This is a genomic window from Pseudomonas sp. B5(2017) (assembly GCF_002112825.1).
GTDB classification, from domain to species: Bacteria; Pseudomonadota; Gammaproteobacteria; order Pseudomonadales; family Pseudomonadaceae; genus Aquipseudomonas; species Aquipseudomonas putida_Z.
The window spans coordinates 16058-41538 of sequence record NZ_NEIR01000023.1; the positions used below are offsets into that span (position 1 = coordinate 16058).

The 25481-nt window shown below is 63.6% G+C and carries 28 protein-coding genes; 14 read left to right on the forward strand and 14 right to left on the reverse strand.

The genetic code is table 11. The features are described from left to right. Window positions 1-7: 7 nt before the first annotated feature. Complete coding sequence (locus tag CAG00_RS26025) at window positions 8-1390, reverse strand: sensor histidine kinase (RefSeq protein ID WP_085665682.1); 1383 nt, start codon at window positions 1388-1390, stop codon at window positions 8-10. A gap of 3 nt (window positions 1391-1393) precedes the next feature. Beyond that, window positions 1394-2113 (reverse strand): response regulator transcription factor, encoded by a 720-nt coding sequence (locus CAG00_RS26030; RefSeq protein ID WP_025338009.1) that lies wholly within the window; start codon window positions 2111-2113, stop codon window positions 1394-1396. Between the two features lie 193 nt (window positions 2114-2306). Here CAG00_RS26030 and CAG00_RS26035 point away from each other — a divergent pair, with 193 nt between their 5' ends. From CAG00_RS26035 to CAG00_RS26050, 4 genes are all read left to right on the forward strand, one after another. Beyond that, complete coding sequence (locus CAG00_RS26035; protein ID WP_075044003.1) at window positions 2307-5063, forward strand: response regulator; 2757 nt, start codon at window positions 2307-2309, stop codon at window positions 5061-5063. Window positions 5064-5231: 168 nt separating this feature from the next. Further along, the gene (locus CAG00_RS26040) at window positions 5232-6221 is read left to right on the forward strand and encodes a 2-hydroxyacid dehydrogenase (RefSeq protein WP_085665683.1); all 990 of its coding nucleotides are present in this window, start codon (window positions 5232-5234) and stop codon (window positions 6219-6221) included. Between the two features lie 31 nt (window positions 6222-6252). After that, window positions 6253-6690 carry a hypothetical protein gene (locus tag CAG00_RS26045; protein ID WP_004375491.1) on the forward strand — a complete coding sequence of 146 codons (438 nt, stop codon included), beginning with the start codon at window positions 6253-6255 and terminating at the stop codon, window positions 6688-6690. Further along, the gene (locus CAG00_RS26050; RefSeq protein ID WP_004375489.1) at window positions 6687-7091 is read left to right on the forward strand and encodes an META domain-containing protein; all 405 of its coding nucleotides are present in this window, start codon (window positions 6687-6689) and stop codon (window positions 7089-7091) included. The genes CAG00_RS26045 and CAG00_RS26050 overlap by 4 nt, the downstream gene beginning before the upstream one ends. A 118-nt stretch (window positions 7092-7209) precedes the next feature. On the opposite strand, the gene CAG00_RS26055 is transcribed toward CAG00_RS26050, so the two are convergent. Beyond that, a complete protein-coding gene (locus CAG00_RS26055; RefSeq protein WP_015269224.1) occupies window positions 7210-7674 on the reverse strand; it encodes a TlpA disulfide reductase family protein in 465 nt (154 codons plus the stop codon). Window positions 7675-7759: 85 nt separating this feature from the next. Here CAG00_RS26055 and arsC point away from each other — a divergent pair, with 85 nt between their 5' ends. Genes arsC through CAG00_RS26070 form a run of 3 tightly spaced genes read left to right on the forward strand, consistent with a single transcriptional unit; the run spans window position 7760 to window position 9121 of the window. Beyond that, a complete protein-coding gene (gene arsC, locus CAG00_RS26060; protein WP_085665684.1) occupies window positions 7760-8113 on the forward strand; it encodes an arsenate reductase (glutaredoxin) in 354 nt (117 codons plus the stop codon). Further along, window positions 8110-8715, forward strand: a complete 606-nt coding sequence (gene wrbA / locus CAG00_RS26065; RefSeq protein WP_025338005.1) for an NAD(P)H:quinone oxidoreductase — start codon at window positions 8110-8112, stop codon at window positions 8713-8715. The genes arsC and wrbA overlap by 4 nt, the downstream gene beginning before the upstream one ends. Continuing rightward, window positions 8708-9121 carry a DUF2069 domain-containing protein gene (locus CAG00_RS26070; protein ID WP_085593200.1) on the forward strand — a complete coding sequence of 138 codons (414 nt, stop codon included), beginning with the start codon at window positions 8708-8710 and terminating at the stop codon, window positions 9119-9121. The genes wrbA and CAG00_RS26070 overlap by 8 nt, the downstream gene beginning before the upstream one ends. 102 nt (window positions 9122-9223) lie before the next feature. Here CAG00_RS26070 and CAG00_RS26075 read toward each other — a convergent pair whose 3' ends face one another. Together CAG00_RS26075 and ttcA are read right to left on the reverse strand one after the other, a co-directional pair. Then, window positions 9224-9895: a DNA-3-methyladenine glycosylase I gene (locus CAG00_RS26075; protein WP_054573186.1), complete on the reverse strand. Its 672-nt coding sequence runs from the start codon at window positions 9893-9895 to the stop codon at window positions 9224-9226. Window positions 9896-9899: 4 nt separating this feature from the next. After that, the gene (gene ttcA / locus CAG00_RS26080) at window positions 9900-10724 is read right to left on the reverse strand and encodes a tRNA 2-thiocytidine(32) synthetase TtcA (protein WP_012270926.1); all 825 of its coding nucleotides are present in this window, start codon (window positions 10722-10724) and stop codon (window positions 9900-9902) included. Between the two features lie 262 nt (window positions 10725-10986). Between ttcA and CAG00_RS26085 the strand changes: the two genes are divergently transcribed. Next, window positions 10987-11586, forward strand: coding sequence for a Yip1 family protein (locus CAG00_RS26085; protein WP_012270925.1), 600 nt, complete (start codon window positions 10987-10989; stop codon window positions 11584-11586). Between the two features lie 131 nt (window positions 11587-11717). Continuing rightward, window positions 11718-12212 carry a SprT family zinc-dependent metalloprotease gene (locus tag CAG00_RS26090; protein WP_085593202.1) on the forward strand — a complete coding sequence of 165 codons (495 nt, stop codon included), beginning with the start codon at window positions 11718-11720 and terminating at the stop codon, window positions 12210-12212. Window positions 12213-12399: 187 nt separating this feature from the next. On the opposite strand, the gene fpr is transcribed toward CAG00_RS26090, so the two are convergent. After that, on the reverse strand, window positions 12400-13179 hold the full coding sequence (gene fpr / locus CAG00_RS26095) for a ferredoxin-NADP reductase (protein WP_004375483.1): 780 nt from the start codon (window positions 13177-13179) through the stop codon (window positions 12400-12402). Between the two features lie 121 nt (window positions 13180-13300). Between fpr and finR the strand changes: the two genes are divergently transcribed. Further along, window positions 13301-14227, forward strand: coding sequence for a LysR family transcriptional regulator FinR (finR, locus tag CAG00_RS26100; RefSeq protein ID WP_004375481.1), 927 nt, complete (start codon window positions 13301-13303; stop codon window positions 14225-14227). Here finR and CAG00_RS26105 read toward each other — a convergent pair. The 3 genes from CAG00_RS26105 to CAG00_RS26115 form a co-directional block, all read right to left on the reverse strand. After that, window positions 14224-14589 carry a diacylglycerol kinase gene (locus CAG00_RS26105; protein WP_025338001.1) on the reverse strand — a complete coding sequence of 122 codons (366 nt, stop codon included), beginning with the start codon at window positions 14587-14589 and terminating at the stop codon, window positions 14224-14226. The genes finR and CAG00_RS26105 overlap by 4 nt on opposite strands. A 73-nt stretch (window positions 14590-14662) precedes the next feature. Next, window positions 14663-15313: a response regulator transcription factor ErdR gene (gene erdR / locus CAG00_RS26110; protein WP_025338000.1), complete on the reverse strand. Its 651-nt coding sequence runs from the start codon at window positions 15311-15313 to the stop codon at window positions 14663-14665. Between the two features lie 78 nt (window positions 15314-15391). Continuing rightward, a complete protein-coding gene (locus CAG00_RS26115; RefSeq protein WP_025337999.1) occupies window positions 15392-16102 on the reverse strand; it encodes a tRNA-uridine aminocarboxypropyltransferase in 711 nt (236 codons plus the stop codon). A gap of 221 nt (window positions 16103-16323) precedes the next feature. Here CAG00_RS26115 and CAG00_RS26120 point away from each other — a divergent pair, with 221 nt between their 5' ends. Continuing rightward, entirely contained in the window at window positions 16324-16743 is a 420-nt protein-coding gene (locus CAG00_RS26120) for a quorum-sensing-regulated virulence factor family protein (protein WP_085665685.1), read from the forward strand. A 13-nt stretch (window positions 16744-16756) separates the two neighbouring features. On the opposite strand, the gene CAG00_RS26125 is transcribed toward CAG00_RS26120, so the two are convergent. Next, on the reverse strand, window positions 16757-16966 hold the full coding sequence (locus tag CAG00_RS26125) for a hypothetical protein (RefSeq protein ID WP_025337998.1): 210 nt from the start codon (window positions 16964-16966) through the stop codon (window positions 16757-16759). 161 nt (window positions 16967-17127) lie between these two features. Here CAG00_RS26125 and CAG00_RS26130 point away from each other — a divergent pair, with 161 nt between their 5' ends. Further along, window positions 17128-18246, forward strand: coding sequence for an LOG family protein (locus CAG00_RS26130; protein WP_025337997.1), 1119 nt, complete (start codon window positions 17128-17130; stop codon window positions 18244-18246). Between the two features lie 124 nt (window positions 18247-18370). On the opposite strand, the gene recX is transcribed toward CAG00_RS26130, so the two are convergent. From recX to CAG00_RS26145, 3 genes are all read right to left on the reverse strand, one after another. After that, window positions 18371-18841 carry a recombination regulator RecX gene (gene recX / locus CAG00_RS26135; protein WP_085619270.1) on the reverse strand — a complete coding sequence of 157 codons (471 nt, stop codon included), beginning with the start codon at window positions 18839-18841 and terminating at the stop codon, window positions 18371-18373. Window positions 18842-18862: 21 nt separating this feature from the next. Then, complete coding sequence (gene recA / locus CAG00_RS26140) at window positions 18863-19930, reverse strand: recombinase RecA (protein ID WP_015269214.1); 1068 nt, start codon at window positions 19928-19930, stop codon at window positions 18863-18865. A 103-nt stretch (window positions 19931-20033) separates the two neighbouring features. Continuing rightward, the gene (locus tag CAG00_RS26145; RefSeq protein ID WP_085665686.1) at window positions 20034-20516 is read right to left on the reverse strand and encodes a CinA family protein; all 483 of its coding nucleotides are present in this window, start codon (window positions 20514-20516) and stop codon (window positions 20034-20036) included. Window positions 20517-20787: 271 nt separating this feature from the next. Here CAG00_RS26145 and mutS point away from each other — a divergent pair, with 271 nt between their 5' ends. Beyond that, a complete protein-coding gene (gene mutS, locus CAG00_RS26150) occupies window positions 20788-23361 on the forward strand; it encodes a DNA mismatch repair protein MutS (RefSeq protein ID WP_176240921.1) in 2574 nt (857 codons plus the stop codon). A 140-nt stretch (window positions 23362-23501) separates the two neighbouring features. After that, window positions 23502-23825 carry a ferredoxin FdxA gene (fdxA, locus tag CAG00_RS26155; RefSeq protein ID WP_004375459.1) on the forward strand — a complete coding sequence of 108 codons (324 nt, stop codon included), beginning with the start codon at window positions 23502-23504 and terminating at the stop codon, window positions 23823-23825. Window positions 23826-24406: 581 nt separating this feature from the next. On the opposite strand, the gene rpoS is transcribed toward fdxA, so the two are convergent. Continuing rightward, window positions 24407-25414 (reverse strand): RNA polymerase sigma factor RpoS, encoded by a 1008-nt coding sequence (gene rpoS / locus CAG00_RS26160; protein WP_013971277.1) that lies wholly within the window; start codon window positions 25412-25414, stop codon window positions 24407-24409. Window positions 25415-25481 lie beyond the last annotated feature (67 nt).

Consider the following 25481-nt stretch of genomic DNA (forward strand, 5'->3'; position numbering starts at 1 on the left):
GCCGCTCCTACAGGGACCGCGTTAAATTCAAGCGCTGTGGTGAGGCCGGCACATGTAACGGCAATCTCATCCACAACCGCAGCCCGCGCTTGCCATTCTGCGCCCACAAGGTGCCACCCTGGCGCTGGATGGCACTGCGGGCAATGCTCAGCCCCAGGCCGAAACCGCCATCCCCGGGCCGCGAACCGTCCAGCCGCGAGAACGGTGCAAAGATCCGCTCCAGGTCTTCTTCAGCCACGCCTCCGCCTTCGTCTTCCAGCCACAACCGCCAATACCCGCCTTCACGCTGCCCACCGAGGCGCACCACACCATCGGCTGGCGAATGACGAATGGCATTGCGCAACAGGTTCTCCAGCGCCTGGGCCAGGTGGTTCAGGTTGCCCTGCACCCAGCAGTCGGCCGGTACTTCGCAGCGCAGCCGCGCCAGCGACCAGCCGCTTTCATAGCTGGCATTCTCGGCCAGCAGCTCCCACAGCGCCTGCACCTCGATCGGCTCCAGGTTCATCGGCGCACGTTCGGCGTCCTGCCAGGCCAGTTGCAGGGTGTCCTCGACCAGCTGCTGCATGCAGTCCACCTCCCGCGTCAGGCGTTCACGCAGGCGCTGCAGGTCGGTTTCGCCATCGCAGGCCACCCGCAGCCGGCTGAGTGGCGTACGCATTTCGTGGGACAGGTCACGCAGCAACTGCTGCTGCATGGCTACCGTACCCTGCAGCCGCTCGGCCATCTGGTCGAAGGCCCGGGCCAGTTCGCCCAACTCGTCATGCCGGGCGATGGTGCGTGGGTCGAGGCGAGCCGACAACTGGTCGGCGCGCCAGGCATTGGCCTGCTCGCGCAACTGGTTCAACGGCACGATCAGCATGCGGTAAAGGCCCACGCACAACAGCAGGGTGAACAGGCCGGGGATGATGCCGTTGGTGACGATGCGCCACAGCATCCGATACTGCCCGGGGTTGAAGCGCTGCGGTAGTTCGATCACCAGCAGGCCCTGCTCCGGAGCCCCCGGGAACGGTATGCGCAGCCACGGCTGCTCGACGCTGCGCCGGCTCATCGGCCAGTCGACACCGCGCAGGCGGGTCAGCCGCTGCATGATCTGCGGGTCGAGACTGGCGCTGTCCAGCGGCCGCAGGTTGAGGTCGAGCACGCCAACCCAGCCGCGTTCGCGCTGGTGCATCGCCGCCACCCAACGGTCCAGCCCTGCCCGCCCACCGCTGCGCCAGGCCTGCTCGGCCTCGGCAGCGTAGCCACGCAAGGCCTGCCGCGCCGGTTCCGAGAGGAAGGCGTTCTGGGTTTCCATGTGCCGACCCCAGGTGTAGCTGAGGCCGATCATCAGCAGGCAGAAGCCCACCAGCAGGATCGCCAGCTTCCAGAACAGCGAGTGGCGGTCGAGCATGGGTCACTCCGCCTCGCTGGCGCTGAGTACGTAGCCTTTGCCCCACACGGTGCGGATCTGCCGTTCGTGATAGCCGATGCCCTTGAGCTTGCGACGGATCTGGCTGACGTGCATGTCCAGGCTGCGGTCATGCCGCGAATAGCCTCGCTGCAGCACTTGCTGGTAGAGGAACGGCTTGCTCAGCACTTCGTCGAGGTTGCGGTTGAGGATGTCGAGCAGGCGGTATTCGCTGGGAGTCAGGCCGGCCAGGCGACCCTCCAGGCGCACGTCGCACAGTGCCTCGTCGTATTGCAGTTCGCCGCTGCCGGCACGCGCCTGCGGGGCTTGATGGCGCCGCTCGAGGGCGACGCGGCGCAGGATGGCCTCGATGCGTACCTGCAGCTCGGCCATGCTGAACGGCTTGGGCAGGTAGTCGTCGGCACCGCGCTGGAAACCGCTGATGCGGTCGGCCTCGGCGCCCAGCGCCGACATCAGGATCACCGGCGTGGCGCTGCGCTTGCGCAACTGCGCAAGGGCATCCAGGCCGTTGAGCCCGGGCAGCAGGATGTCCATGAGCACCACGTCGAAAGCCTGGCGCCCCGCCGTTTCCAGGCCCTCCAGGCCATTGCGGCACCAGGTCACCTGGAAGCCGCCGCGCTGCAGCTCTTCGTGCAGGTAGGCACCGAGGACCGGGTCATCCTCGATGGCGAGGATATTGGAGTTGTGAATAGCTACAGGATTCATTGGCAACTGCCATGCATTCTCAATTGCGCAATTATTGAGTATCCAGCGCCTGCCAGGCAACCGCCCTGCGACCAAAGCCCCTGCAAGGGCGCAAAACACGTACTAAAGAGGTGCAATAGCGCGGCAGGCGGAGTAACTTCCCGGCTTGGCCGTCATCGCTTGACGGCGTCCAGGCACATGACAGGAGGCGAGTGTGCTCGATCGCTTGGGAATTCGCAGCCGGGTCCTGCTGCTGGCCCTGCTGCCGGCCGGCCTGATGGCCCTGGTGCTGGGTAGTTACTTCACCTGGCTGCAACAGAACGACCTGCGCACCCAGCTGCTGCAACGCGGCAAGATGATCGCCGAGCAACTGGCGCCACTGGCCGCACCCGCCATGGCCAAGCTGGCACCGGCACAACTTGAGCGCATTGCCGCGCAAACCCTGGAGCAGGCCGATGTGCGTGCGGTCGCCTTCCTGGCCCCGGACCGCACGCGCCTGGCCCACGCCGGCCCGAGCATGCTCAACCAGCCACCCAGCGGCGGCACCGGCACCCAGCTGCTGCAACGCAGCGGCAATGACGCCACACGCTACCTGATGCCGGTGTTCGGCCACCATCGCGACCTGGCCACCGATGCCGTGCCGGCCGAATCCGAACGCCTGCTGGGCTGGGTCGAGATCGAGCTGTCCCACGACGGCACCCTGCTGCGCGGCTACCGCAACCTGTTCACCAGCCTGCTGCTGATCCTCGCCTGCCTGGTGCTCAGCGGCCTGCTGGCACTGCGCATGAGCCGCACCATCAACGACCCGATCAAGCGCATCAAGCACGCGGTCAACCAGCTCAAGGACGGCCACCTCGAGGAACGCCTGCCGGCCATGGGCAGCCATGAGCTGGACGAGCTGGCGCGCGGCATCAACCGCATGGCCGAAACCCTGCACAACGCCCACGAAGAGCTGCAGCACAGCATCGACCAGGCCACCGAGGACGTGCGCCAGAACCTGGAAACCATCGAGATCCAGAACATCGAGCTGGACATGGCGCGCAAGGAAGCCCTGGAAGCCAGCCGCATCAAGTCGGAGTTCCTGGCCAACATGAGCCACGAAATCCGCACCCCGCTCAACGGCATCCTCGGTTTCACCCACCTGCTGCAGAAAAGCGAGCTGACACCGCGCCAGCTGGACTACCTGAGCACTATCGAGAAATCCGCCGACAACCTGCTGGGGATCATCAACGAGATCCTCGACTTCTCCAAGATCGAGGCCGGCAAGCTGGTGCTCGACAGCATCCCCTTCAACCTGCGCGACCTGATCCAGGACACCCTGACCATCCTCGCCCCGGCCGCCCACGCCAAGCAGCTGGAGCTGCTCAGCCTGATCTACCGCGATACCCCGTCGTCGCTGATCGGCGACCCGTTGCGGCTCAAGCAGATCCTTACCAACCTGGTCAGCAACGCCATCAAGTTCACCCGCGAAGGCACCATCGTCGTGCGCGCCATGCTCGAAGACGAGCACGAAGACAGTGCGCAGCTGCGCATCAGCGTGCAGGACACCGGCATCGGCCTGTCGCCACAGGATGTGCGTACGCTGTTCCAGGCCTTCAGCCAGGCCGACAACTCGCTGGCCCGCCAGCCCGGCGGCACCGGCCTGGGGCTGGTGATTTCCAAGCGCCTGATCGAGCAGATGGGCGGCGAGATCGGCGTCGACAGCACCCCGGGCGAGGGTTCGCAGTTCTGGATCAGCCTCAACCTGCCCAAGGCCCACGATGGTGTCGAGGAGTTGCCGCTGCAACCGCTGCTGGGCCGCCGCGCAGCCATCGTCGACGGCCACGAGCTGGCGCGCCAGGCGTTGGAACACCAGTTGGAAGACTGCGGCCTCAGCGTCAGCCTGTTCGCCTCCTACGACCAGCTGCTGCAGGGTGTGCAGGCCGCCAGCCAGGCTGGCTTGCCGTTCGAGTTCGCCGTGCTCGGGGCCAACCTTGGCAACCTGTCGCCCGAGCAGCTGGGCCATTACCACCAGCAGCTCGAGCGCTACCATTGCCAGTGCGTGGTGCTGTGCCCGACCACCGAGCAGGCGCTGTACCATCCGTACCTGCCCAACGGCCATGGCCAGTTGCTGTCCAAGCCGACCTGCACGCGCAAACTGCGCCGCCTGTTGCTGGAACTGGTGCAGCCGCGCCGCCCGCAGGGCGAGGTGAACAGCGTCAACGGCCAGCGCCAGCCGAAGATCCTCTGCGTCGACGACAACCCCGCCAACCTGCTGCTGGTGCAGACCCTGCTCGAAGACCTGGGCGCCGAGGTGCTGGCTGTCGACAACGGCTATGCGGCGGTGCAGGCGGTGCAGGACGAGCCGTTCGACCTGGTGCTGATGGACGTGCAGATGCCCGGCATGGACGGCCGCGCCTGCACCGAGCAGATTCGCCTGTGGGAAAACACCCAAAGCGGCAACCCGCTGCCGATCGTCGCCCTCACCGCCCACGCCATGGCCAACGAGAAGCGCGCGTTGCTGCACGGTGGCATGGACGACTACCTGACCAAGCCGATCAGCGAACGGCAGCTGGCCCAGGTGGTAATGAAATGGACCGGCCTGAGCCTGGGCGCGCCACAGCAGGAACGCCTGGCCGAGCAACTGGCCAACGGTGATGACCTGAAGGTGCTGGACCCCGAGGAAGGCCTGCGCCTGGCCGCCGGCAAGGCGGACCTGGCGGCGGATATGCTGAGCATGCTGCTGACCTCGCTGGAAGCCGACCGCGAAGCCATACGCGCTGCCCGCGAGGCCGACGACCGCAACGGCCTGATCGAACAGGTGCACCGCCTGAACGGCGCCTCGCGCTATTGCGGCGTGCCGCAGTTGCGGGCCGCGTGCCAGCGCAGCGAGACCTTGCTCAAGCAGGAAAACCCGCTGGCACAGCAGGCACTGGACGAACTGGATGCGGCAATCAACCGCTTGGCGGCGCAGGCAAGGTTGAGCGCCTGACCTCACCGGCCCTATCGCCGGCAAGCCAGCTCCCACAGGAAATCACTGCTCTTGAAGGCTGTGTTGTACCTGTGGGAGCTGGCTTGCCGGCGATAGGGCCGGTCCAGGTCAACACCCCTTTCAACCCGCTGGCTACAATCCCCAGACCATTGCAAAGGAAGCCCCACCATGCGCGCCCTGTTGTTCAGCAGCCAGCACTACGACCAGGAAAGCTTCACCAGTGCCGCCAACGGCACCACCCTGGACCTGCACTTCCAGCCTGCCCGCCTGACCCTCGACACCGCTGCCCTGGCCGATGGCTACGAGGTGGTATGCGCCTTCATCAATGACGAGCTCGACGCCCAGGTGCTGCAACGCCTGGCCGCAGGTGGCACGCGCCTGGTCGCCCTGCGTTCGGCCGGCTACAACCATGTCGACCTGGCCGCCGCCCAGCGCCTGGGCCTGACCGTAGTGCGAGTGCCGGCCTACTCGCCGCACGCCGTGGCCGAACACGCGGTGGCGCTGATCCTGGCCCTGAACCGGCGCCTGCACCGGGCCTACAACCGCACCCGCGAGGGTGACTTCACCCTGCATGGGCTGACCGGCTTCGACCTGCACGGCAAGACCGTCGGCGTGGTCGGTACCGGCCAGATCGGCACCGCCTTTGCCCGCATCATGGCCGGTTTCGGCTGCCAGTTGCTGGCCTATGACCCTTACCCCAACCCCGACCTGCTGGCCTTGGGCGCGCGCTACCTGCCATTGCCCGAACTGCTGCGCGAAGCCCGCGTCATCAGCCTGCACTGCCCGCTGACCGAGCACACCCGGCACCTTGTCAATGCACAAAGCCTGGCCCAGCTGCAGCCCGGCGCCATGCTGATCAACACCGGCCGCGGCGCGCTGGTCGACACCCCGGCGCTGATCGACGCGCTGAAGAGCGGCCAGCTCGGCTACCTGGGCCTGGACGTCTACGAAGAAGAAGCCCAGCTGTTCTTCGAAGACCGCTCCGACCTGCCGCTGCAGGACGACGTACTGGCCCGCCTGCTGACCTTCCCCAACGTGATCATCACTGCCCACCAGGCGTTCCTTACCCGCGAGGCACTGGATGCCATCGCCGCGACCACGCTGGACAACATCAACCGCTGGGCGGCAGGCAATCCACAGAATCTGGTGATGGGTTAGTGCTAGGATACGCGGCATTTCTGGAGGACCCATGGTCGAGCACGATTTCCGCTACACCCTTTTCAACCCGCAACACACCCTGATCGAGTGCCGCGCCCTGGTGCCGGGCCGCTATCAGGTCACCGGCAACGGCGGTTCGATGCACAAAGGCGACACCCTGCTGGTCACCCTCAAGGGCAGCAAGGACTTGTCCATGCGCCTGACAGTGGAGAGCGTGCGCCACCTGATCAACCCACGCGGCCAGTGGGTTGCCGTGGCCAGCGGCCCGGTGTTCAACGAGCTGGAAATCCTCACCTGGCAGGTTGCGTGCGACAGCTGCGACGCCGTGCTGGACTTCGAGTTCGCGGTGGACGCCAAGCTGGGCAAGAAAGCCCGCCAGCCTGCCGCCAGCGCGCGCGTTGCCGAGCTGGGCTGGGCCAGCCGTGGCGAAAAACACCTGTGCCCGCGTTGCCAGGAGAGCGCCGAGTGAAGAATCTGCTGACCGGCGTGCTGATTGCCACCGGCCTGCTCGGCTGCGCCGCGGAACCTTCGAAACTGCAGCAGGAGCGCAGCTACGTGCTGGAGTGGATTGGCGAACGGCCGCTGATCGATTACAGCCACCTGACCCTGACCTTGGCCAGCGATGGCCGTGCCTATGGCAACGGCGGCTGCAACCACTGGTTTGCGCCGTACACACTGGACGGCGAGCACCTGAGCTTCGGCAAGGTCGGCAAGACCCGCAAGCTCTGCGCACCGGCGTTGATGGAGCAGGAAAAGCGCTTCCTGCAGGCGCTGGAAACAGTGCAGCGCTGGGATGTGTCGCCTATCGAGCAGATGCGTTTCTGGCCGGCCGAAGGCAAGCCGCTGCGCTTCTGGCCTGAGGAAGGCTGAGTATTGCCGGGGCCGCTTTGCGGCCCATCGCGACACAAGGCCGCTCCTACAGGGGGATGCGATCTCCTGTAGGAGCGGCCTTGTGTCGCGATGGGCTGCAAAGCAGCCCCCAAATGCATCAGGCGCCCTTCAGTGCCTTGATCTTGGCCTGCAGCCCTTCCAGGGTCTGCTCGCCCATCAGCTGTTCCCGCACCTTGCCCTTGTCATCGATGATGTAGGTCACCGGCAATGCCTCGCTACGTGGCAGGTCATAGCGCTCGGCCGGGTCCTGCGCCAACACGGTGAAAGCGATGCCCAAGGTTTCGGCAGCCTGCTTCAGCTCCTGCCCCTGCAAGCCATCGAAGTTCACCCCCACCACCTTGATACCGTCGGCCGCCCACTGCTTGGCTGCCGCGTTCAGTTCAGGGATTTCGGTACGGCACGGCCCGCACCATTCGGCCCAGTAGTTGAGCACCAGCCAGTGCCCGTCGATCTGTTCGGCCTTAACCGTATTACCGTGTTGGTCCACGCCATAATCGGCACCGCAACCACCGAGCAACAGGCTCGCGGTGATGGCCAGTACTGCTGCCAGACGCCTTGCCATGGGTCAATCCTTCTCGAGTTTTAAAGCAAATTGGTCAGTCGCTGCGGTTAGAATAGCCGCCACACCCTGCTGGATGCGACCCGACATGACCGACCTCACGCTCTATCATAACCCGCGCTGCTCGAAATCCCGCGGCGCCCTGGAACTGCTCGAAGCTCGCGGCCTGGCGCCGACCATCGTGCGCTACCTCGAGACCCCGCCCGACGCTGCCACCCTGAAGGCCCTGCTCGGCAAGCTGGGCATCGCCCCACGCCAGCTGCTGCGTACCGGCGAGGACGAGTACAAGGAGCTGAAACTGGCCGACCCGGCGCTGACCGACGCACAACTGATCGAGGCCATGGCCCGGCACCCCAAGCTGATCGAGCGGCCGATCCTGGTCGTCGGTGACAAGGCCGTGGTCGGCCGACCGCCCGAGAAAGTACTGGAGATCCTGCCGTGAGCCAGCCCTACATCCTGGTGCTGTATTACAGCCGCCATGGTTCGACCAGCGAGATGGCCCGGCACATCGCCCGCGGCATCGAGCTGGCCGGCATGGAAGCCCGCCTACGCACGGTACCGGCGATTTCCACCGAGTGCGAAGCAGTGGCCCCGGACATCCCGGCCAGTGGCGCGCTGTACGCCACCCTGGACGACCTGCGCCACTGCGCCGGCCTGGTATTGGGCAGCCCGACCCGCTTCGGCAACATGGCGGCACCGCTCAAGTACTTCCTGGATGGCACCAGCAGCCTGTGGCTGGGCGGTGAACTGGTCGGCAAGCCGGCGGGCGTTTTCACCTCAACCGCCAGCCTGCATGGCGGGCAGGAAACCACCCTGCTGTCGATGATGCTGCCACTGATGCACCACGGCATGCTGGTAATGGGCCTGCCGTACAGCGAATCGGCACTGCTCGAGACCCGCGGCGGCGGCACCCCGTATGGCGCCAGCCATCATGCTGGCGCCGATGGCAAGCGCGAGCTCGACCAGCACGAGATAGCCCTGTGTCGCGCCCTTGGCCAACGCCTGGCGACCACCGCCAAGGCCCTGGAGGCCGCACGTGGCTAAGAAGCCCAAGGTATTGCCGGCGCTGGAATGGCTGGCACCGCGTCTGCGCCTGACGCGGGCGTTGAGCCTGGCGTTCTTCTTCGGCCTGATCGCCCTGCTGCTGGTGAACAACCTATGGTTCGCCAACCTGCACGGGGCGCGGGTCGAGGTGATCCTGGCGATCGAACTGGTGCCGTTGCTGCTGTTGCTGCCGGGCATGCTGACAGGCAGCGCCCGGGCACATGCCTGGACCTGCTTCGTGGTGAATATCTATTTCATCAAGGGCGTGCTGGCGGCGTTCGACCCGGCACGGGCGGTATTTGGCTGGGTAGAAGTGCTGGTGAGCCTGGGGCTGTTCATTGCCGGGCTGCTGTATGTGCGCTGGAAGTTCCAGCACGAGCGGCGCATGGCGGGAGAAGGCAGTTAGATGCTTCGCGGGCTTGCCCGCTCCCACAGGGTTCGCGCCACACTTGAGGTCGGCGCTGTACCTGTGGGAGCGGGCATGCCCGCGAAGGGGCCAACACAAATCTCAATGGTTGACGGTATGCGCCAGCATCACCGACAACTGGCACAGCGGCCGCCCACTCTCGGCATGCCACTGGTTGAACGCCTGCTGCACCAAGGCCAGGTCCCGCTGGCTGGTCGGCGGCTTGTCGATCACCTTCTGCGCAATCAACGCCGCAGCCATGTCATCGGTAGGGATGAACGTGTCCTTGCCGACCATGCGCAAGAAGCGCGGTGCCGACAACCCGCCCAGCTGATTGCCGTGCTTGGCCAGGTACTTCCACAAACCGACGATGTCAGTCACCGGCCAGTCGGCGATGAAGGCGCCGAAACTGCCCTTCTCCTTGGCCACGTCAAGAACCATCTGCGCATTGCGCGGCACGCTCTTGAGCTTGCCCAGGTGGCGGATGATGCGCTCGTCGTGCATCAGCCGCTCGAGGTGCTCGGCGCCCATCAATACCACCTTCTCCGGGTCGAAGCCGAAGAACACCTGCTCGAACGCCGGCCACTTGGCATCCACCAGGCTGTGCTTGAGCCCGGCGCGGAACACGCGCAGGGCCAAGGTCGACAGGTAGCGGTCGTCGCTGATATCACGCAGTTGCGCCGGTGTGCGCGGCTGCGGCAGGAAGGCCTCCAGGGCCTGGGCCGAGCCGAAGCGGTTCAGGCAGTACTCGTGCAACCACTGGTAATCGCGCATGGGCTCAGATGTTCAGCACGTCAAGGAAACGCGGGGTAGCGTTTTCGTCGATCTTCAGGCTGGTGAAGTCGAACAGGTTGCGGTCAGCCAGCTGCGACGGCGCCACGTTCTGCAGGGCGCGGAAGATGCTCTCGGTACGCCCCGGGTGCTTGCGCTCCCACTCCACAAGCATGTCCTTGACCACCTGGCGCTGCAGGTTTTCCTGCGAACCGCACAGGTTGCACGGGATGATCGGGAATTCCTTCATGTCCGAGTAGGCCTGGATATCCTTCTCGCTGCAGTAGGCCAGCGGGCGGATCACCACGTTGCGGCCATCGTCGGCGCGCAGCTTCGGCGGCATGCCCTTGAGCGCGCCGTTGAAGAACATGTTGAGGAAGAAGGTTTCGACGATATCGTCGCGGTGGTGCCCCAGCGCCATCTTGGTCGCGCCGATTTCGTCGGCGAAGGTGTACAGGGTGCCACGGCGCAGGCGCGAGCACAGCGAGCAGGTGGTCTTGCCCTCGGGGACCAGCTCCTTGACCACCGAGTAGGTGTCCTTCTCGACGATGTGGTACTCGACACCCAGTTCCTTGAGGTAGGCCGGCAGCACATGCTCGGGGAAACCCGGCTGCTTCTGGTCCATGTTCACCGCGACGATCTCGAACTTGATCGGTGCCACCTTCTGCAGGTGCAACAGAACGTCGAGCATGGTGTAGCTGTCCTTGCCGCCGGACAGGCAGACCATGACCTTGTCGCCATCCTCGATCATGTTGTAGTCGGTGATGGCTTCGCCGGCGAGACGACGCAGGCGTTTTTGCAGTTTGTTCTGGTTGACCGAGAGGGTGCCCATAGCGCTTGGATCCGCGAGGTGTGACAAAAGCCGGCTATTTTACGCACAAACGCGGCGGCGCTGTAGGCATTCCGATAAAGACTTCATTGTAATCAACAGCGCGCCTTACAGCGCAATTTGCTCTAAAAAGCTCGGTTTATGCGGGTAACGGCTTCCTATACTGCGACATAAGGCCACATTACCGCTTGCTTCGGTGTTCGGGCCTCGGGCCGCTTGCGCTCCATCTGGGGGGCGTTTGGCAACATTGAGAGGAGTGATCGGCATGATTCATCACGTTGTGGGGCTGTTTACCCATCCCGACCAGGAATGGCGGGAAATTCGTGGCGAAGAAGAAACCATCAGCCACATGTACCTGACGCACACCCTGATCCTGGCTGCGATCCCCGCCATTTCGGCGTTCATCGGTACCACCCAGGTCGGCTGGGTGATCGGCGACCGGCCAGCGGTGATGCTGACCATGGAAAGCGCCATCTGGATGAGCATCATGTCGTACCTGGCGATGCTTGCCGGGGTGGCGGTAATGGGGGCGTTCATCCACTGGATGGCTCGCACCTACGATGCCAACCCGTCCATGGCACAGTGCATCGCCTTTGCCACCTACACCGCCACCCCGTTGTTCATCGGCGGCCTGGCGGCACTGTACCCGCACCTGTGGCTGGGCATGCTGATCGGCACCGCCGCCATCTGCTACACGGTGTACCTGCTGTACGTCGGTTTGCCGACGTTCATGAACATACCGTCCGACGAAGGCTTCCTGTTCTCCAGCTCGGTGCTGGCGGTGGGCCTTGTGGTACTGGTGGCGATCATGGCCGCCACGGTGATCATCTGGGGACTGGGCGTGGGGCCCGTCTACACCAACTAGAACAGACTCGACCAACACTGGGGCATCAACCTGAGGCCGCCGCAAGGCGGCCTCTGGCTGTGCGCTGACCGGTGGCTCGGCAGGCTGCCCGGGGTTGCGGCATAATGCCCGGTCAGGAGAACCACCCCGCCATGCCCGAGCTGCTCAGACAACGCGTCGAAACCTGTTACCAGCAAGCTGAAACCTTCTTCAAACGCACCTTCCCGCGCCCGGAAGTCAGCTTCAAGCTGCGCGGGCAAAAAGCCGGTGTCGCCCACCTGCACGAGAACCTGCTGCGCTTCAACCTGCAGCTTTACCGCGAAAACCAGGAAGACTTCCTGCGCCAGACCGTGGCCCATGAAGTGGCGCACCTGGTGGCCCACCAGCTGTTCGGCGACCGCATCCAGGCCCATGGCGAGGAGTGGCAGCTGATCATGCGCGGGGTGTATGAACTGCCGCCCAACCGTTGCCACAACTACGAAGTGCAACGGCGCGTGGTGACCCGCTACATCTACCGCTGCCCGTGCCCGCAAAGCGACTTCCCGTTTACCGCGCAGCGGCACAAGCTGGTGCGCCAGGGGCGGCGCTACCTGTGCAAGCGGTGTCGGGAGATATTGGTGTATAGCGGCGAGACGCGCGTCGAATAGATTGTGTATTGCCTGTTCCGGCCTCTTCGCGGGCTTGCCCGCTCCCACAGGGGTACCACTGACCTCAGGCCTTGTGATATCCCTGTGGGAGCGGGCAAGCCCGCGAAAGGGCCGGCACAGGCGATACATGAATCACAGGCACAAGAAAGGCGACCCAAGGGTCGCCTTCTTTGCATCAGCCTGCGCCTTACTTCTCGACGAAGGCACGCTCGATCAGGTAATCACCCGGCTCGCGCATGCGCGGGGAGATTTTCAGGCCGAAGCTGTCCAGCACTTCGCTGGTCTCGTCGAGCATGCTCGGGCTGCCGCAGATCATCGCGCGGTCGTCCTGCGGGTTGATCGGTGGCAGGCCGATGTCGCTGAACAGCTTGCCGCTGCGCATCAGGTCGGTCAGGCGGCCCTGATTCTCGAACGGTTCACGGGTCACGGTCGGGTAGTAGATCAGCTTGTCGCGAACCGACTCACCGAAGAATTCGTTCTGCGGCAGGTGCTCGGTGATGAACTCGCGGTAGGCCACTTCGTTCACGTAGCGCACGCCGTGCACCAGGATCACCTTCTCGAAGCGCTCGTAGGTTTCCGGGTCCTGGATGACACTCATGAACGGTGCCAGGCCAGTGCCGGTGCTCAGCAGGTACAGGTGCTTGCCCGGGTTCAGGTCGTCGAGTACCAGGGTACCGGTAGGCTTCTTGCTGATGATGATCTCGTCGCCTTCCTTCAGGTGCTGCAGCTGCGAGGTCAGCGGACCGTCCGGCACCTTGATGCTGAAGAACTCCAGGTGCTCTTCCCAGTTCGGCGAAGCGATGGAATAGGCGCGCATGAGCGGACGGCCGCTTTCTTGTTGCAGGCCGATCATCACGAACTGACCGTTCTCGAAGCGCAGGCCCGGGTCGCGAGTGCACTTGAAGCTGAACAGGGTGTCGTTCCAGTGGTGCACACTGAGGACACGTTCGTGGTTCATGTTGCTCATTTAATGGGGCTCCTGAAGAAAGACGCGGCGCGCGCAAGACGCGCAGTTGCGCGATAGTTTAGGGGCAGCGACAATATCTGTTAACTGGATTATCAAGATATGTGTTATCGGTTATATCGATATGCGATTTACACTTCGTCAGCTGCAAGTCTTCGTTGCCGTGGCCCAGCACCAGAGCGTTTCGCGCGCCGCCAGTGTGCTGGCCTTGTCGCAGTCGGCTGCCAGCACTTCGATCACCGAGCTTGAGCGCCAGTCCAGCTGCCAGCTGTTCGACCGCGCCGGCAAGCGCCTGAGCCTCAACGCCCTGGGCCAGCAACTGTTGCCGCAGGCCGTGGCCCTGCTCGACCAGGCCAAGGAAATCGAAGACCTGCTCAACGGCAAGTCCGGTTTCGGCTCGCTGGCGGTCGGCGCCACGCTGACCATCGGCAACTACCTGGCCACCCTGCTGATCGGCAGCTTCATGCAGGTGCACCCGGAAAGCCAGGTGAAGCTGCATGTGCAGAACACTGCGCATATCGTGCAACAGGTGGCGCATTACGAAATTGATCTGGGTCTGATCGAAGGCGATTGCAACCACCCGGACCTGGAAGTGCAGCCCTGGGTCGAGGACGAACTGGTGGTGTTCTGCGCGCCGCAGCACCCGCTGGCCAAGCTGGGCCGCGCCGATGTACAGACCTTGTCCCAGGAAGCGTGGATCCTGCGCGAACAGGGCTCGGGCACGCGCCTGACCTTCGACCAGGCCATGCGCCACCACCGCACCAACCTCAACATCCGCCTGGAGCTGGAACACACCGAAGCGATCAAGCGCGCGGTGGAGTCGGGCCTGGGCATCGGCTGCATCTCGCGCCTGGCCCTGCGTGACGCCTTCCGCCGCGGCAGCTTGGTAGCGGTAGAAACCCCGGAGCTGGACCTGATGCGCCAGTTCTACTTCATCTGGCACAAACAGAAGTACCAGACCTCGGCCATGCGCGAATTTCTCGAACTGTGCCGCAACTTCACTGCGGGCTTCACCCGCAGTGACGAGATCGTGTTGCCGCCGATCGCTTAAAGCAGGATCACACCCCACACCAGCGCCACCATGGTCAGTGCCACCAGTTGCGCGGCGCTGCCCATGTCCTTGGCGTTTTTCGACAGCGGGTGGCGCTCCAGCGAAATGCGGTCGATGGCTGCTTCCACCGCCGAGTTGAACAGTTCGACGATCAAGCCCAACAGGCACACGGCGATCATGATGGCCCGCTCCGCACGGCTGACCGGCAGCCAGAAGGCGACCGGGACCAACAGCACGTTGAGCAGCACCAGCTGGCGGAACGCGGCCTCGCCCTTGAAGGCGGCGCGCAGGCCGTCCAGCGAATAGCCGGCGGCGTTGAGGATACGTTTGAGGCCGGTCTGGCCCTTGAATGGCGATGTCATGTGAGTCACTTCACAACGGAAAGGCCAGCAGACTAGACCGGCACGAGTCAAAAAAGCGTGAAGCCAGGCGCACTCAGCTGCTGGCAACCGATTCAAGTTGTTGCAGCAACAACGCCGCCTGGGTGCGGGTACGCACACCCAGCTTGCGGAAGATCGCGGTCACGTGGGCCTTGATGGTCGCTTCCGACACGTTCAGCTCATAGGCGATCTGCTTGTTCAGCAAGCCTTCGCAGACCATGGTCAGCACGCGGAACTGCTGCGGCGTGAGGCTGGCAAGGCCTTCGCTGGCGGCCTTGGCCTCGGCCGAGACATCGACCTTTTCGAACGCCTGCGGCGGCCACCAGACCTCGCCGTCGAGCACCTTGCGCACCGCATCCTGGATCACTTCCAGGGTGCTGGACTTGGGAATGAAGCCACTGGCGCCAAACTCGCGGGACTTGACCACCACTGCGGCCTCTTCCTGCGCCGATACCATCACCACAGGGATCTGCGGGTATTGCCCACGCAGCAGCACCAGCCCGGAAAAACCGTAGGCACCCGGCATGTTCAAGTCCAGCAACACCAGGTCCCAGTCGGCTTTTTCGCTCAGACGGGTTTCCAGTTCGGCAATGCTGGCGACTTCAACCAGGCGTACATCCGGGCCCAGGCCGAGGGTAACGGCCTGGCGCAAGGCGCCACGGAACAGCGGGTGGTCATCGGCAATCAGGATTTCGTAAGTGGCCATCGATCTGGGGATCCTGTTCTGTGTCGGGCACTCGGGTAAGGGTCATTATGAACCAAAGCAGGGGTTGTGCCCCTTGGACTATAGGAAGGTATGCAAACGCTGGTGGGTGTCGTCCTGCTCGTCCAGCGGCAGGCGCCGCTTGCCGCTCAGGTAATGCAGGCTGAACACATCCAGGTAGGCGTCCAGCGCCTGCGAGGCCTGGGTATCGCCGGCCAGGTCCAGGCACATGGCAGCGACTTCCGCAGTGCAGAAATGATCGTCACGCTTGGAGCGGCGCAGGCGGTAGCGGGACATCTGCTCGGCCTGCAGGCTCAACACCGGGAAGCGGTCAAGGTACGGGCTTTTGCGGAACATCTTGCGCGCTTCGGTCCAGGTGGCATCCAGCAGGATGAACAGCGGGCGCTTGCCCGGCTCGCGCACTACCTCGCTGACCACCCGCTCCTGGGCAACGAATTCGCCGGGGAAGACGATGTAGGGCTGCCAACGCGGATCGCCCAGCAACGCCAGCAAGCGTTCGTCGACCGAAGTGCGCAGCCAGCCGAAGGCCGAGGTGTCCTCGATCAGGTCGGCGATCAGCCAGCCGGTATTGGTGGGCTTCAGCGGCTCGGTGTCATGCATCAGCAGGCACACGCCGGACTCGGCCTGCACCCGCGGCTTCCAGGCGCACAGGCAATGAGTGGCGATGACCCGGCAATCGGGGCAGCGCTCGGCACGCGAACCACGGGCGATGAAGGGCTTGTTGCTGCGGGCCAGGCGTTCGGCGCGCAGGCGCGCTACCGCATGGCTCATGCCGGCAGGCCTCTGGACAGGTTGGGAATGGACACAAGGATGACTCGGAAAAAACTAAGGGCGCCAGTCTACCAGAACAGGGGGCAATTGCTGTGCAGGTGGCGGCGCGGTCCTTATAATCGCTGTTTTTACCGTACCCCAGCCTCGCGCCTGCGCGATTTTCAGGGAACGCCGTCGACCCGCGCATGTCAAAGCGCCAGTCATCGAACCAGGAGAGATTCATGCTGCGCCGTATCGTCCCCGCCCTGAGCCTGCTGCTCGCCCTGCCCCTGGCAGCCCAGGCGGCTTCCAAGCAGGAATACGACCTGAACAACACGCTGCAGAAGGTTGCCAAAGAGAGCAGTGTCGGCACCCCGCGAGCCATCAACGAGGACATCCTCGACCAGGGTTACACCGTGGAGGGCAAGGCACTGGTCAACCACCTGAGCGTGCGCCAGGACCATGCCGCGCGCATGCAGGCCAACCCCGAACAGGTACGCAGCCAGCTGGGTGACAGCGTCTGCCGCAACAGCGGTTTCCGCAACCTGATGTCCAAAGGCGCGGTCATGGTCTACCGCTTCACGGTCTACAAGACCAACCAGCCGATCATGGACCAGGCGTTCGACAATGCCAGCTGCGTGGCCGGCAACAAGAAGAAGTAACCAACTTCGATCGCTACGCCTTCTCGTCTTCACGGGCGCGCCAGCGCCCTTCAGCGGCATCGGCGCGCATCTCTGCCAGCAGCGCCTGCAGGTAGCGCGACTGGCATTCCAGCCCCGACAGCCTGCGCCGGCACTCGGCTTCCAGGCTCAGGTGATGCACCTGGGCCGCATTCTCCAGCTGCTGGTAAAGCTGCCGGTCCACTTCGATGATCAAGCGATGCATACCGCCACCTCCTGCATCGACACGTTTCGCTCTACCCAGTTAACCAAACCCGCATCCCCCGTGGCTGCATGCCGACGGGCGGCTGTGCCGAACCCTCCGGCACAATTGAGCGCAAGGGTCTAGATTGAGGTCAGAGGTATTGGTGCAGAAGGAGACGTTGCATGCCTTACCAATCGAGTGAACTGCTGTTCAGCCACTTCCGCGACAACAACATCGACCTGAGCAACATCGACGCACAACTGCAACTGGTGGCACCGAACAGCCCCAACCTGCCGCTGTACCGCGACATGATGCTGACCATCCTGCGCATGGCCCATGACGACACCGACCGCTGGAGCGCCAAGATCACCCTGCAGGCCCTGCGCGAACTGGACCATTCGTTCCGCACCCTGGAACGCTATAAGGGCCGGCGCAAGGTGACCGTGTTCGGCTCGGCGCGCACTCCGCTGGAGCACCCGATGTACGCCCTGGCCCGCGAACTGGGCGCAACCCTGGCACGCTCCGACCTGATGGTCATCACCGGTGCCGGCGGCGGCATCATGGCAGCTGCCCACGAAGGCGCCGGCAGCGACCACAGCCTGGGGTTCAACATCACCCTGCCCTTCGAACAACATGCCAACCCCACGGTGGACGGCACCGACAAGCTGCTGCCGTTCCATTTCTTCTTCATCCGCAAGCTGTTCTTCGTCAAGGAGGCCGATGCCCTGGTGCTGTGCCCGGGTGGTTTCGGCACTCTGGATGAAGCGCTGGAGGTGCTGACCCTGATCCAGACCGGCAAGAGCCCGCTGGTACCGGTGGTGCTGCTGGATTCGCCAGGTGGCAGCTTCTGGCGCGACTGCCTGGACTTCATCAGCCGCCAACTGGAGGAAAACCGCTACATCCTGCCCAGCGACCTGAAACTGCTGCGCCTGGTGCACAGCGCTGACGAGGCAGTGGAAGAAATCAACCAGTTCTACAGCAACTACCACTCCAGCCGCTGGCTGAAGAGCCAGTTCGTGATCCGCATGCATCACCCGCTCAGCGAGGCGGCGCTGTATGACATCCAGGAAGGCTTTGCCGACTTGCGCCTGAGTGGCAAGTATCACCAGCAACCTGACAGCAGTGCCGAGCACGAAGTGGGCAACTTCAGCCACCTGACCCGTTTGTCATTTGCCTTCAATGGCCGGGATCAGGGCAGGCTGCGCGAGCTGGTGGACTTCATCAACCTGCCGGAGAACTGGGCCAAGCCGCAGCCCATGCATACCACGCAGCGGGCCAGGGAGGCGTTGAAGGTCAGTTGATTGTCGAACAAATTTCCAAAGTGCGCCGCGCAACCTGTGGGAGCGGCGTTGCCGGTACTCGCGGGTAAACCCTAATGCCGGTCAGATAACGTTTGCCGGCTGGATTGGGGCTGCTTTGCAGCCCTCAGTAGTCGTCGATATCACGCCCACTGAGCAGGCGGCCGATCATGTCCATGGGGAAACCCCGGTAAGCCAGAAACCGGGTCTGCTGGGCACGGCTGCGGGGATCTTGCGGACGCTGGCCAGCAAACTTGCGCTGCCAAACGTCCCGCATGCGCTCGCCCCAATCCACTTCGCTCTCGCGTAGCGCCTGCTCGATATCAGCACGCGCCAAACCGCGCTGGCCTAGCTCTTCGCGAATACGCGCAGGGCCGTAGCCAGAGCTGGAACGGTATCGGATGAAACTTTCGAGGTAACGGGCTTCGCTAAGCAGCCCTTCTTCGGCGAGCCGATCGAGTTCAGGCTCGATCAGCTCGTCCGAAGCGCCGCGCTGACGCAACTTGCGCGTCAGCTCGACGCGACCGTGCTCACGTCGCGCGAGCAGGTCCATGGCTGTCCGCCGAATGGCGACGGGGGTGTCGAGTACGGCGGACATGTTCGGCTATCTACCGCGCAATCAATAACCGGCGTCAGCGTCGGCCATGTCATCGGCATCGGCTTCGGCAGCAGCAGCCTTACCAGCAGCCGCAACAGCACCAGAGGTCAGCAGCTTCTCGCGAATCTGCTTCTCGATCTCGGCACCAATAGCCGGGTTCTCAGCCAGGTACTTGGCAGCGTTTGCCTTGCCTTGACCGATCTTGTTGCCCTGGTAGGCGTACCAGGCACCGGACTTCTCGACCAGGCCTTGGGAAACACCCAGGTCAATGATCTCGCCGTTACGGTAGATACCCTTGCCGTAGAGGATCTGGAACTCGGCCTGACGGAATGGCGGAGAAACCTTGTTCTTGACGATCTTGACGCGGGTTTCGCTACCGACCACCTCGTCGCCTTCCTTGACCGCGCCGGTACGGCGGATATCCAGACGCACCGAGGCGTAGAACTTCAGGGCGTTACCACCGGTGGTGGTTTCCGGGCTGCCGAACATCACGCCAATCTTCATACGGATCTGGTTGATGAAGATGACCAGGCAGTTGGCGTTCTTGATGTTACCGGTGATCTTGCGCAGCGCCTGGGACATCAGGCGCGCCTGCAGGCCCACGTGCATGTCACCCATCTCGCCTTCGATCTCGGCCTTCGGTACCAGAGCAGCCACGGAGTCGACGATGATTACGTCAACAGCGTTGGAACGCACCAGCATGTCGGTGATTTCCAGGGCCTGTTCGCCGGTGTCCGGCTGCGAAACCAGCAGGTCGTCGACGTTGACGCCCAGCTTGCCGGCGTACTCGGGGTCGAGGGCGTGTTCGGCGTCGACGAAGGCGCAGGTCGCGCCGTTTTTCTGGGCTTCGGCGATGACCGACAGGGTCAGCGTGGTCTTACCCGAGGATTCCGGGCCGTAGATCTCGACGATACGGCCTTTTGGCAGGCCGCCGATGCCCAGGGCAATGTCCAGGCCCAGCGAGCCGGTGGAGATGGCAGGGATAGCCTGGCGCTCGTGGTCGCCCATGCGCATGACGGCGCCCTTGCCGAATTGGCGTTCGATCTGACCCAGGGCCGCAGCCAAGGCGCGCTTCTTGTTGTCGTCCATTGAAATCCTCACGTGTTCGACTTGGCCCTGACGGCCGGAATACCTGTATAAGTAGCCAGTATTATTCCACAGGCAAGCGCCCGCGCAAACCCCTGTCGTCGATTTACTCGGCACCAAGCTGTAACAAGCCGTCTAACGCGGCGATCACCGTCTGTCGGCGCACCGCCTCGCGGTCGCCGTCGAACTGGCGCCGCTCGCTGAACACATGGTTGCCGTCGCCCCAGGCCAGCCACACGGTGCCCACCGGTTTGGCCGGCGAACCACCGTCCGGCCCGGCCACGCCGCTCACCGCCACGGCAAAGCGCGCGCCGCTGGCGGCCTGGGCGCCGCGGACCATGGCTTCGACCACTTCCTGGCTGACCGCGCCAACCTGGCTGAACAACGCCGCGGGCACTTCCAGTTGACGGGTTTTCTGGGTGTTGGAATAGGTCACGTACCCAGCCTCGAACCAGGCCGAGCTGCCGGGCACGCGGGTGATGGCCTCGGCGATGCCGCCACCGGTGCAGGATTCGGCGGTGGTCACCTGCGCGTTGAAGCGGCGCAGGTGTTCACCCAGGCGGGTGGCAAGCGTGGTGATCGGGTCCATGTCGGGCTCCTTGGAGGCAGGCTTCTACCCTAGCATCTTGGTGAGGTGGGGTGGGCGCCCGCTTCGGTCTCGCACATCACTTGTTCCAGGCCGCTACCGGCCACGGCAGCGGCGCCGGGCGGAATATCGCAGGTACAGCCTGCCGGGTAGCCGTGTTAACCTATGCGGCTTGAAAATCCGGTGGGTCTCGGCGTCGCGCGTGCAACACAGAACGCCCCAATTTGCCCCACAATATTGAGACCTACTTTCTAAGCCCTTGATGAATAAAGCAATTTCCGATTTCTCCGCACACACCCCGATGATGCAGCAGTACTGGAAGCTGAAGAACCAGCACCCGGACCAGCTGATGTTCTACCGCATGGGCGACTTCTACGAGATCTTCTACGAAGATGCGAAAAAAGCCGCAAAACTGCTGGACATCACCCTGACCGCGCGCGGTCAGTCAGCCGGCCAGTCCATCCCCATGTGCGGGATTCCGTTCCATTCGCTGGAAGGCTACCTGGCCAAGCTGGTCAAGCTCGGCGAATCGGTGGTGATCTGCGAGCAGATTGGCGACCCCGCCACCAGCAAGGGCCCGGTGGAACGCCAGGTGGTGCGCATCATCACCCCGGGTACGGTCAGCGACGAGGCCCTGCTCGACGAGCGTCGCGACAACCTGATTGCCGCGCTGCTCGGTGACGAGCGCCTGTTCGGCCTGGCCGTACTGGACATCACCAGTGGCAACTTCAGCGTGCAGGAGATCAAGGGCTGGGAAAACCTGCTGGCCGAGCTCGAGCGCCTGAACCCGGTCGAGCTGCTGATCCCCGACGACTGGCCGCGCGACCTGCCCGCCGAGAAACGCCCGGGCGCCCGTCGCCGTGCGCCATGGGACTTCGACCGCGACTCGGCGCGCAAGGCCCTGTGCCAGCAGTTCGCGACCAAGGACCTCAAGGGCTTTGGCTGTGACAAGCTGACCCTGGCCATCGGCGCCGCCGGTTGCCTGCTGATCTACGCCAAGGAAACCCAGCGCACCGCCCTGCCGCACCTGCGCAGCCTGCGCCACGAACGCCTGGACGACACGGTCATCCTCGACGGCGCCAGCCGCCGCAACCTGGAGCTGGACATCAACCTGGCCGGCGGCCGTGACAACACCCTGCAGTCGGTGATCGACCGCTGCCAGACCGCCATGGCCAGCCGTTTGCTGAGCCGCTGGTTGAACCGCCCGTTGCGCGACCTCAAGGTGCTGCAGGCACGCCAGGATTCGATCCGCTGCCTGCTCGACGGCTACCGCTTCGAGAAGCTGCAGCCGCAGCTCAAGGAAATCGGCGATATCGAGCGGATTCTCGCCCGTATCGGCCTGCGCAACGCCCGCCCACGCGACCTGGCACGCCTGCGCGATGCCCTGGGCGCGCTGCCCGAGCTGCAGAACGCCATGGCCGAGCTGGAGGCGCCGCACCTGGCACGCCTGGCCGCCATTACCGGCACCTACCCCGAACTGGCCAGCCTGCTGGAACGGGCGATCATCGACAACCCGCCGGCGGTGATCCGCGATGGCGGCGTGCTCAAGGCCGGCTATGACAACGAGCTGGACGAGCTGCTGGCGATCAGCGAGAACGCCGGCCAGTTCCTGATCGACCTGGAAGCCCGGGAAAAGGCCCGCACCGGCCTGGCCAACCTCAAGGTCGGCTACAACCGGGTGCATGGCTACTTCATCGAGCTGCCGACCAAGCAGGCCGAGCAGGCCCCGGGCGACTACATCCGCCGTCAGACCCTGAAAGGCGCCGAGCGCTTCATCACCCCGGAGCTGAAGGCGTTCGAGGACAAGGCCCTGTCGGCCAAGAGCCGCGCCCTGGCCCGCGAAAAGATGCTCTACGACGCCCTGCTGGAAACCTTGATCAGCCACTTGGCACCGCTGCAGGACAGCGCCGCTGCCCTGGCCGAACTGGACGTGCTCAGCAACCTGGCCGAACGTGCACTGAACCTGGACCTGAACTGCCCGCGCTTCGTCGACGAGCCGTGCCTGCGCATCGAGCAGGGCCGCCACCCTGTGGTGGAACAGGTATTGACCACGCCATTCGTGGCCAACGACCTGGGCCTGGACAACAGCACACGCATGCTGATCATCACCGGCCCTAACATGGGCGGTAAGTCCACCTACATGCGCCAGACCGCCCTGATCGTGCTGCTGGCGCATATCGGTAGCTTCGTGCCGGCTGCCAGCTGCGAGCTGTCGCTGGTCGACCGCATCTTCACCCGCATCGGCTCCAGCGACGACCTGGCCGGCGGCCGCTCGACCTTCATGGTCGAGATGAGCGAAACCGCCAACATCCTGCACAACGCCACCGACCGCAGCCTGGTTCTGATGGACGAAGTGGGCCGTGGCACCAGTACCTTCGACGGCCTGTCGCTGGCCTGGGCCGCCGCCGAGCGCCTGGCCCAGCTGCGTGCCTACACGCTGTTCGCCACGCACTACTTCGAGCTCACCGTGCTGCCGGAAAGCGAGCCGCTGGTGGCCAACGTGCACCTGAACGCCACCGAGCACAACGAACGCATCGTGTTCCTGCACCACGTGCTGCCTGGCCCTGCCAGCCAGAGCTACGGCCTGGCCGTGGCGCAGCTGGCCGGCGTGCCGACGGCCGTCATCCAGCGTGCCCGTGAACACCTGGCGAGGCTGGAAACCACCAGCCTGCCGCATGAACAACCCCCGGCCCAAAAGGCCAAGGACGTGCCACAGGTCCCGCACCAGAGCGACCTGTTCGCCAGCCTGCCACACCCGGCCGTCGAGAAGCTGGGCAAGCTGCAGCTGGACGACATGACCCCGCGTCAAGCTATCGAAATGCTATATCAACTAAAGAACCTGTTATAACGGCGCCCACTACAAGCTGGTAGAATCCGCCGCGGTTTGCTGGTGCTGCAGGTTATTAGCCTGGCCTGCAGCCACATGCCCGCAAACCGCGCGGCCCTGAGAGGAAGGGCCGCCGCCGTCGCCTGAGGAGAGAATTAGAAATGACCTTCGTCGTCACCGACAACTGCATCAAATGCAAATACACCGACTGCGTGGAAGTCTGCCCGGTGGACTGCTTCTACGAAGGCCCGAACTTCCTGGTCATCCACCCGGACGAGTGCATCGACTGCGCTCTGTGCGAGCCGGAATGCCCAGCGCAAGCCATCTTCTCGGAAGACGAAGTGCCTGCGGGCATGGAGAACTTCATCGAGCTGAACGCCGAACTGGCGGAAATCTGGCCGAACATCACCGAGCGTAAGGACGCCCTGCCGGACGCTGAAGAGTGGGATGGCAAGACTGGCAAGATTGCAGACCTGGAGCGCTGATAGCGTCCGGACACGAAAAAGGCCCCTTGGGGCCTTTTTTGTTTTCTGCAGGCAAAAAAAAGGGGCGGTTTGACCCGCCCACATTTTTTCCGTAGTCCCTGCTTGTCCCAAACATCATCCTGATGAAATCGCCTCTTGCGACGTCCCTGGCTTTCCTCCTGAAAGCCTGTGCATGTCCCTGTGCACAGTTCGAATACTAGCGACTTGAGCCGGGCGGGCAACCGCTAAACCTCACAGGGTGTTGCAGGTGACACATTTCCTCACAGCTGAATAAGCCAGGTTTTTCAATGAGTTGGGAAAACGCAGGATCTGGATACGACAATGATTTACTGAAACGTACATAGAAGGCTGACAGAACAAGTAAGCAAAGGCTTACACGCGATGTTACTGGGGTAGCGCAGTACATAATGTCTGGGGCTGCTTTGCAGCCCGTCGCGACACAAGGCCGCTCCTACAGGCAACGCGATCTCCTGTAGGAGCGGCCTTGTGTCGCGATAGGGGCGCGCAGCGCCCCCAGCAATTCAAACAGGCATACAAAAACGCCCCGAAATCATCGGGGCGCTTTGTGTTGCAGGCTTCCGCTACTGGAACAACGACTCACTGGACAGGCCGTTCTTCTCGAGGATCTCACGCAAACGCTTGAGCCCCTCGACTTGGATCTGCCGCACCCGCTCACGGGTCAGGCCAATCTCCAGGCCGACATCTTCCAGGGTGCTGCTTTCATGCCCGCGCAGGCCAAAGCGGCGCACCACCACTTCACGCTGCTTGTCGGTCAACTCGCCCAGCCATTGGTCGATGCTCTGCGACAGGTCGTCATCCTGCAGCAGTTCGCACGGGTCGGTCGGGCGGTCGTCGGTCAGGGTATCGAGCAGGGTCTTGTCCGAGTCCGGACCGAGCGACACATCCACCGAAGACACCCGCTCGTTCAGGCCCAGCATGCGCTTGACCTCGGCGACCGGTTTCTCCAGCAGCGTGGCGATTTCTTCTGGCGAGGGTTCGTGGTCCAGTTTCTGGGTCAGCTCGCGCGCAGCGCGCAGGTAGACGTTCAGTTCCTTGACCACGTGGATCGGCAAGCGAATGGTGCGGGTCTGGTTCATGATTGCCCGCTCGATGGTCTGGCGAATCCACCAAGTCGCATAGGTCGAGAACCGGAAACCACGCTCCGGGTCGAACTTCTCGACGGCACGGATCAACCCCAGGTTGCCCTCCTCGATCAGGTCGAGCAGCGACAGGCCGCGGTTCACGTAACGACGGGCAATTTTTACAACCAGGCGCAGGTTGCTTTCGATCATGCGCTTGCGGCCGGCAGGGTCGCCCTTTTGCGACAGGCGCGCAAAATGCACTTCCTCTTCCGGCGAAAGCAGAGGCGAAAATCCGATCTCGTTGAGATACAACTGGGTGGCATCGAGCGCCCGGCTGTAATCGATATACTTGTGTTGCTTGAGCGAAGAGCCCGACTTGGCCCTCGTCCGAACCGAAGATACAGCAGGTTCGTCTGACACCACATCCGTTTCCAAAACGATACCCGTCTCCATCAGAAGCAGGTCATCGTCGATGTCAAACTCCGGCACTTCTTTACTGAGAGCCATTGTTATAGTCCTTTGCTGAGTTCGAACTCAGACTCGAGCGGCACCTATCTCCCTGGCAGCGCTGGAG

Excerpts from the sequence above, each read along its gene's own strand:
- erdR (WP_025338000.1), bottom strand. The coding sequence starts at position 15,313 with ATGGCCACTTACGAAATCCTGATTGCCGATGACCACCCGCTGTTCCGT.
- recA (WP_015269214.1), bottom strand. The coding sequence starts at position 19,930 with ATGGACGACAACAAGAAGCGCGCCTTGGCTGCGGCCCTGGGTCAGATC.
- fpr (WP_004375483.1), bottom strand. The coding sequence starts at position 13,179 with ATGAGCAACATGAACCACGAACGTGTCCTCAGTGTGCACCACTGGAAC.
- rpoS (WP_013971277.1), bottom strand. The coding sequence starts at position 25,414 with ATGGCTCTCAGTAAAGAAGTGCCGGAGTTTGACATCGACGATGACCTG.
- CAG00_RS26130 (WP_025337997.1), top strand. The coding sequence starts at position 17,128 with ATGCCTTACCAATCGAGTGAACTGCTGTTCAGCCACTTCCGCGACAAC.
- CAG00_RS26025 (WP_085665682.1), bottom strand. The coding sequence starts at position 1,390 with ATGCTCGACCGCCACTCGCTGTTCTGGAAGCTGGCGATCCTGCTGGTG.
- CAG00_RS26115 (WP_025337999.1), bottom strand. The coding sequence starts at position 16,102 with ATGAGCCATGCGGTAGCGCGCCTGCGCGCCGAACGCCTGGCCCGCAGC.
- CAG00_RS26085 (WP_012270925.1), top strand. The coding sequence starts at position 10,987 with ATGATTCATCACGTTGTGGGGCTGTTTACCCATCCCGACCAGGAATGG.
- CAG00_RS26125 (WP_025337998.1), bottom strand. The coding sequence starts at position 16,966 with ATGCATCGCTTGATCATCGAAGTGGACCGGCAGCTTTACCAGCAGCTG.
- CAG00_RS26055 (WP_015269224.1), bottom strand. The coding sequence starts at position 7,674 with ATGGCAAGGCGTCTGGCAGCAGTACTGGCCATCACCGCGAGCCTGTTG.
- ttcA (WP_012270926.1), bottom strand. The coding sequence starts at position 10,724 with ATGGGCACCCTCTCGGTCAACCAGAACAAACTGCAAAAACGCCTGCGT.
- arsC (WP_085665684.1), top strand. The coding sequence starts at position 7,760 with ATGACCGACCTCACGCTCTATCATAACCCGCGCTGCTCGAAATCCCGC.
- fdxA (WP_004375459.1), top strand. The coding sequence starts at position 23,502 with ATGACCTTCGTCGTCACCGACAACTGCATCAAATGCAAATACACCGAC.
- CAG00_RS26040 (WP_085665683.1), top strand. The coding sequence starts at position 5,232 with ATGCGCGCCCTGTTGTTCAGCAGCCAGCACTACGACCAGGAAAGCTTC.
- finR (WP_004375481.1), top strand. The coding sequence starts at position 13,301 with ATGCGATTTACACTTCGTCAGCTGCAAGTCTTCGTTGCCGTGGCCCAG.
- CAG00_RS26120 (WP_085665685.1), top strand. The coding sequence starts at position 16,324 with ATGCTGCGCCGTATCGTCCCCGCCCTGAGCCTGCTGCTCGCCCTGCCC.
- CAG00_RS26090 (WP_085593202.1), top strand. The coding sequence starts at position 11,718 with ATGCCCGAGCTGCTCAGACAACGCGTCGAAACCTGTTACCAGCAAGCT.
- CAG00_RS26105 (WP_025338001.1), bottom strand. The coding sequence starts at position 14,589 with ATGACATCGCCATTCAAGGGCCAGACCGGCCTCAAACGTATCCTCAAC.
- CAG00_RS26045 (WP_004375491.1), top strand. The coding sequence starts at position 6,253 with ATGGTCGAGCACGATTTCCGCTACACCCTTTTCAACCCGCAACACACC.
- CAG00_RS26145 (WP_085665686.1), bottom strand. The coding sequence starts at position 20,516 with ATGGACCCGATCACCACGCTTGCCACCCGCCTGGGTGAACACCTGCGC.
- CAG00_RS26075 (WP_054573186.1), bottom strand. The coding sequence starts at position 9,895 with ATGCGCGATTACCAGTGGTTGCACGAGTACTGCCTGAACCGCTTCGGC.
- CAG00_RS26030 (WP_025338009.1), bottom strand. The coding sequence starts at position 2,113 with ATGAATCCTGTAGCTATTCACAACTCCAATATCCTCGCCATCGAGGAT.
- recX (WP_085619270.1), bottom strand. The coding sequence starts at position 18,841 with ATGTCCGCCGTACTCGACACCCCCGTCGCCATTCGGCGGACAGCCATG.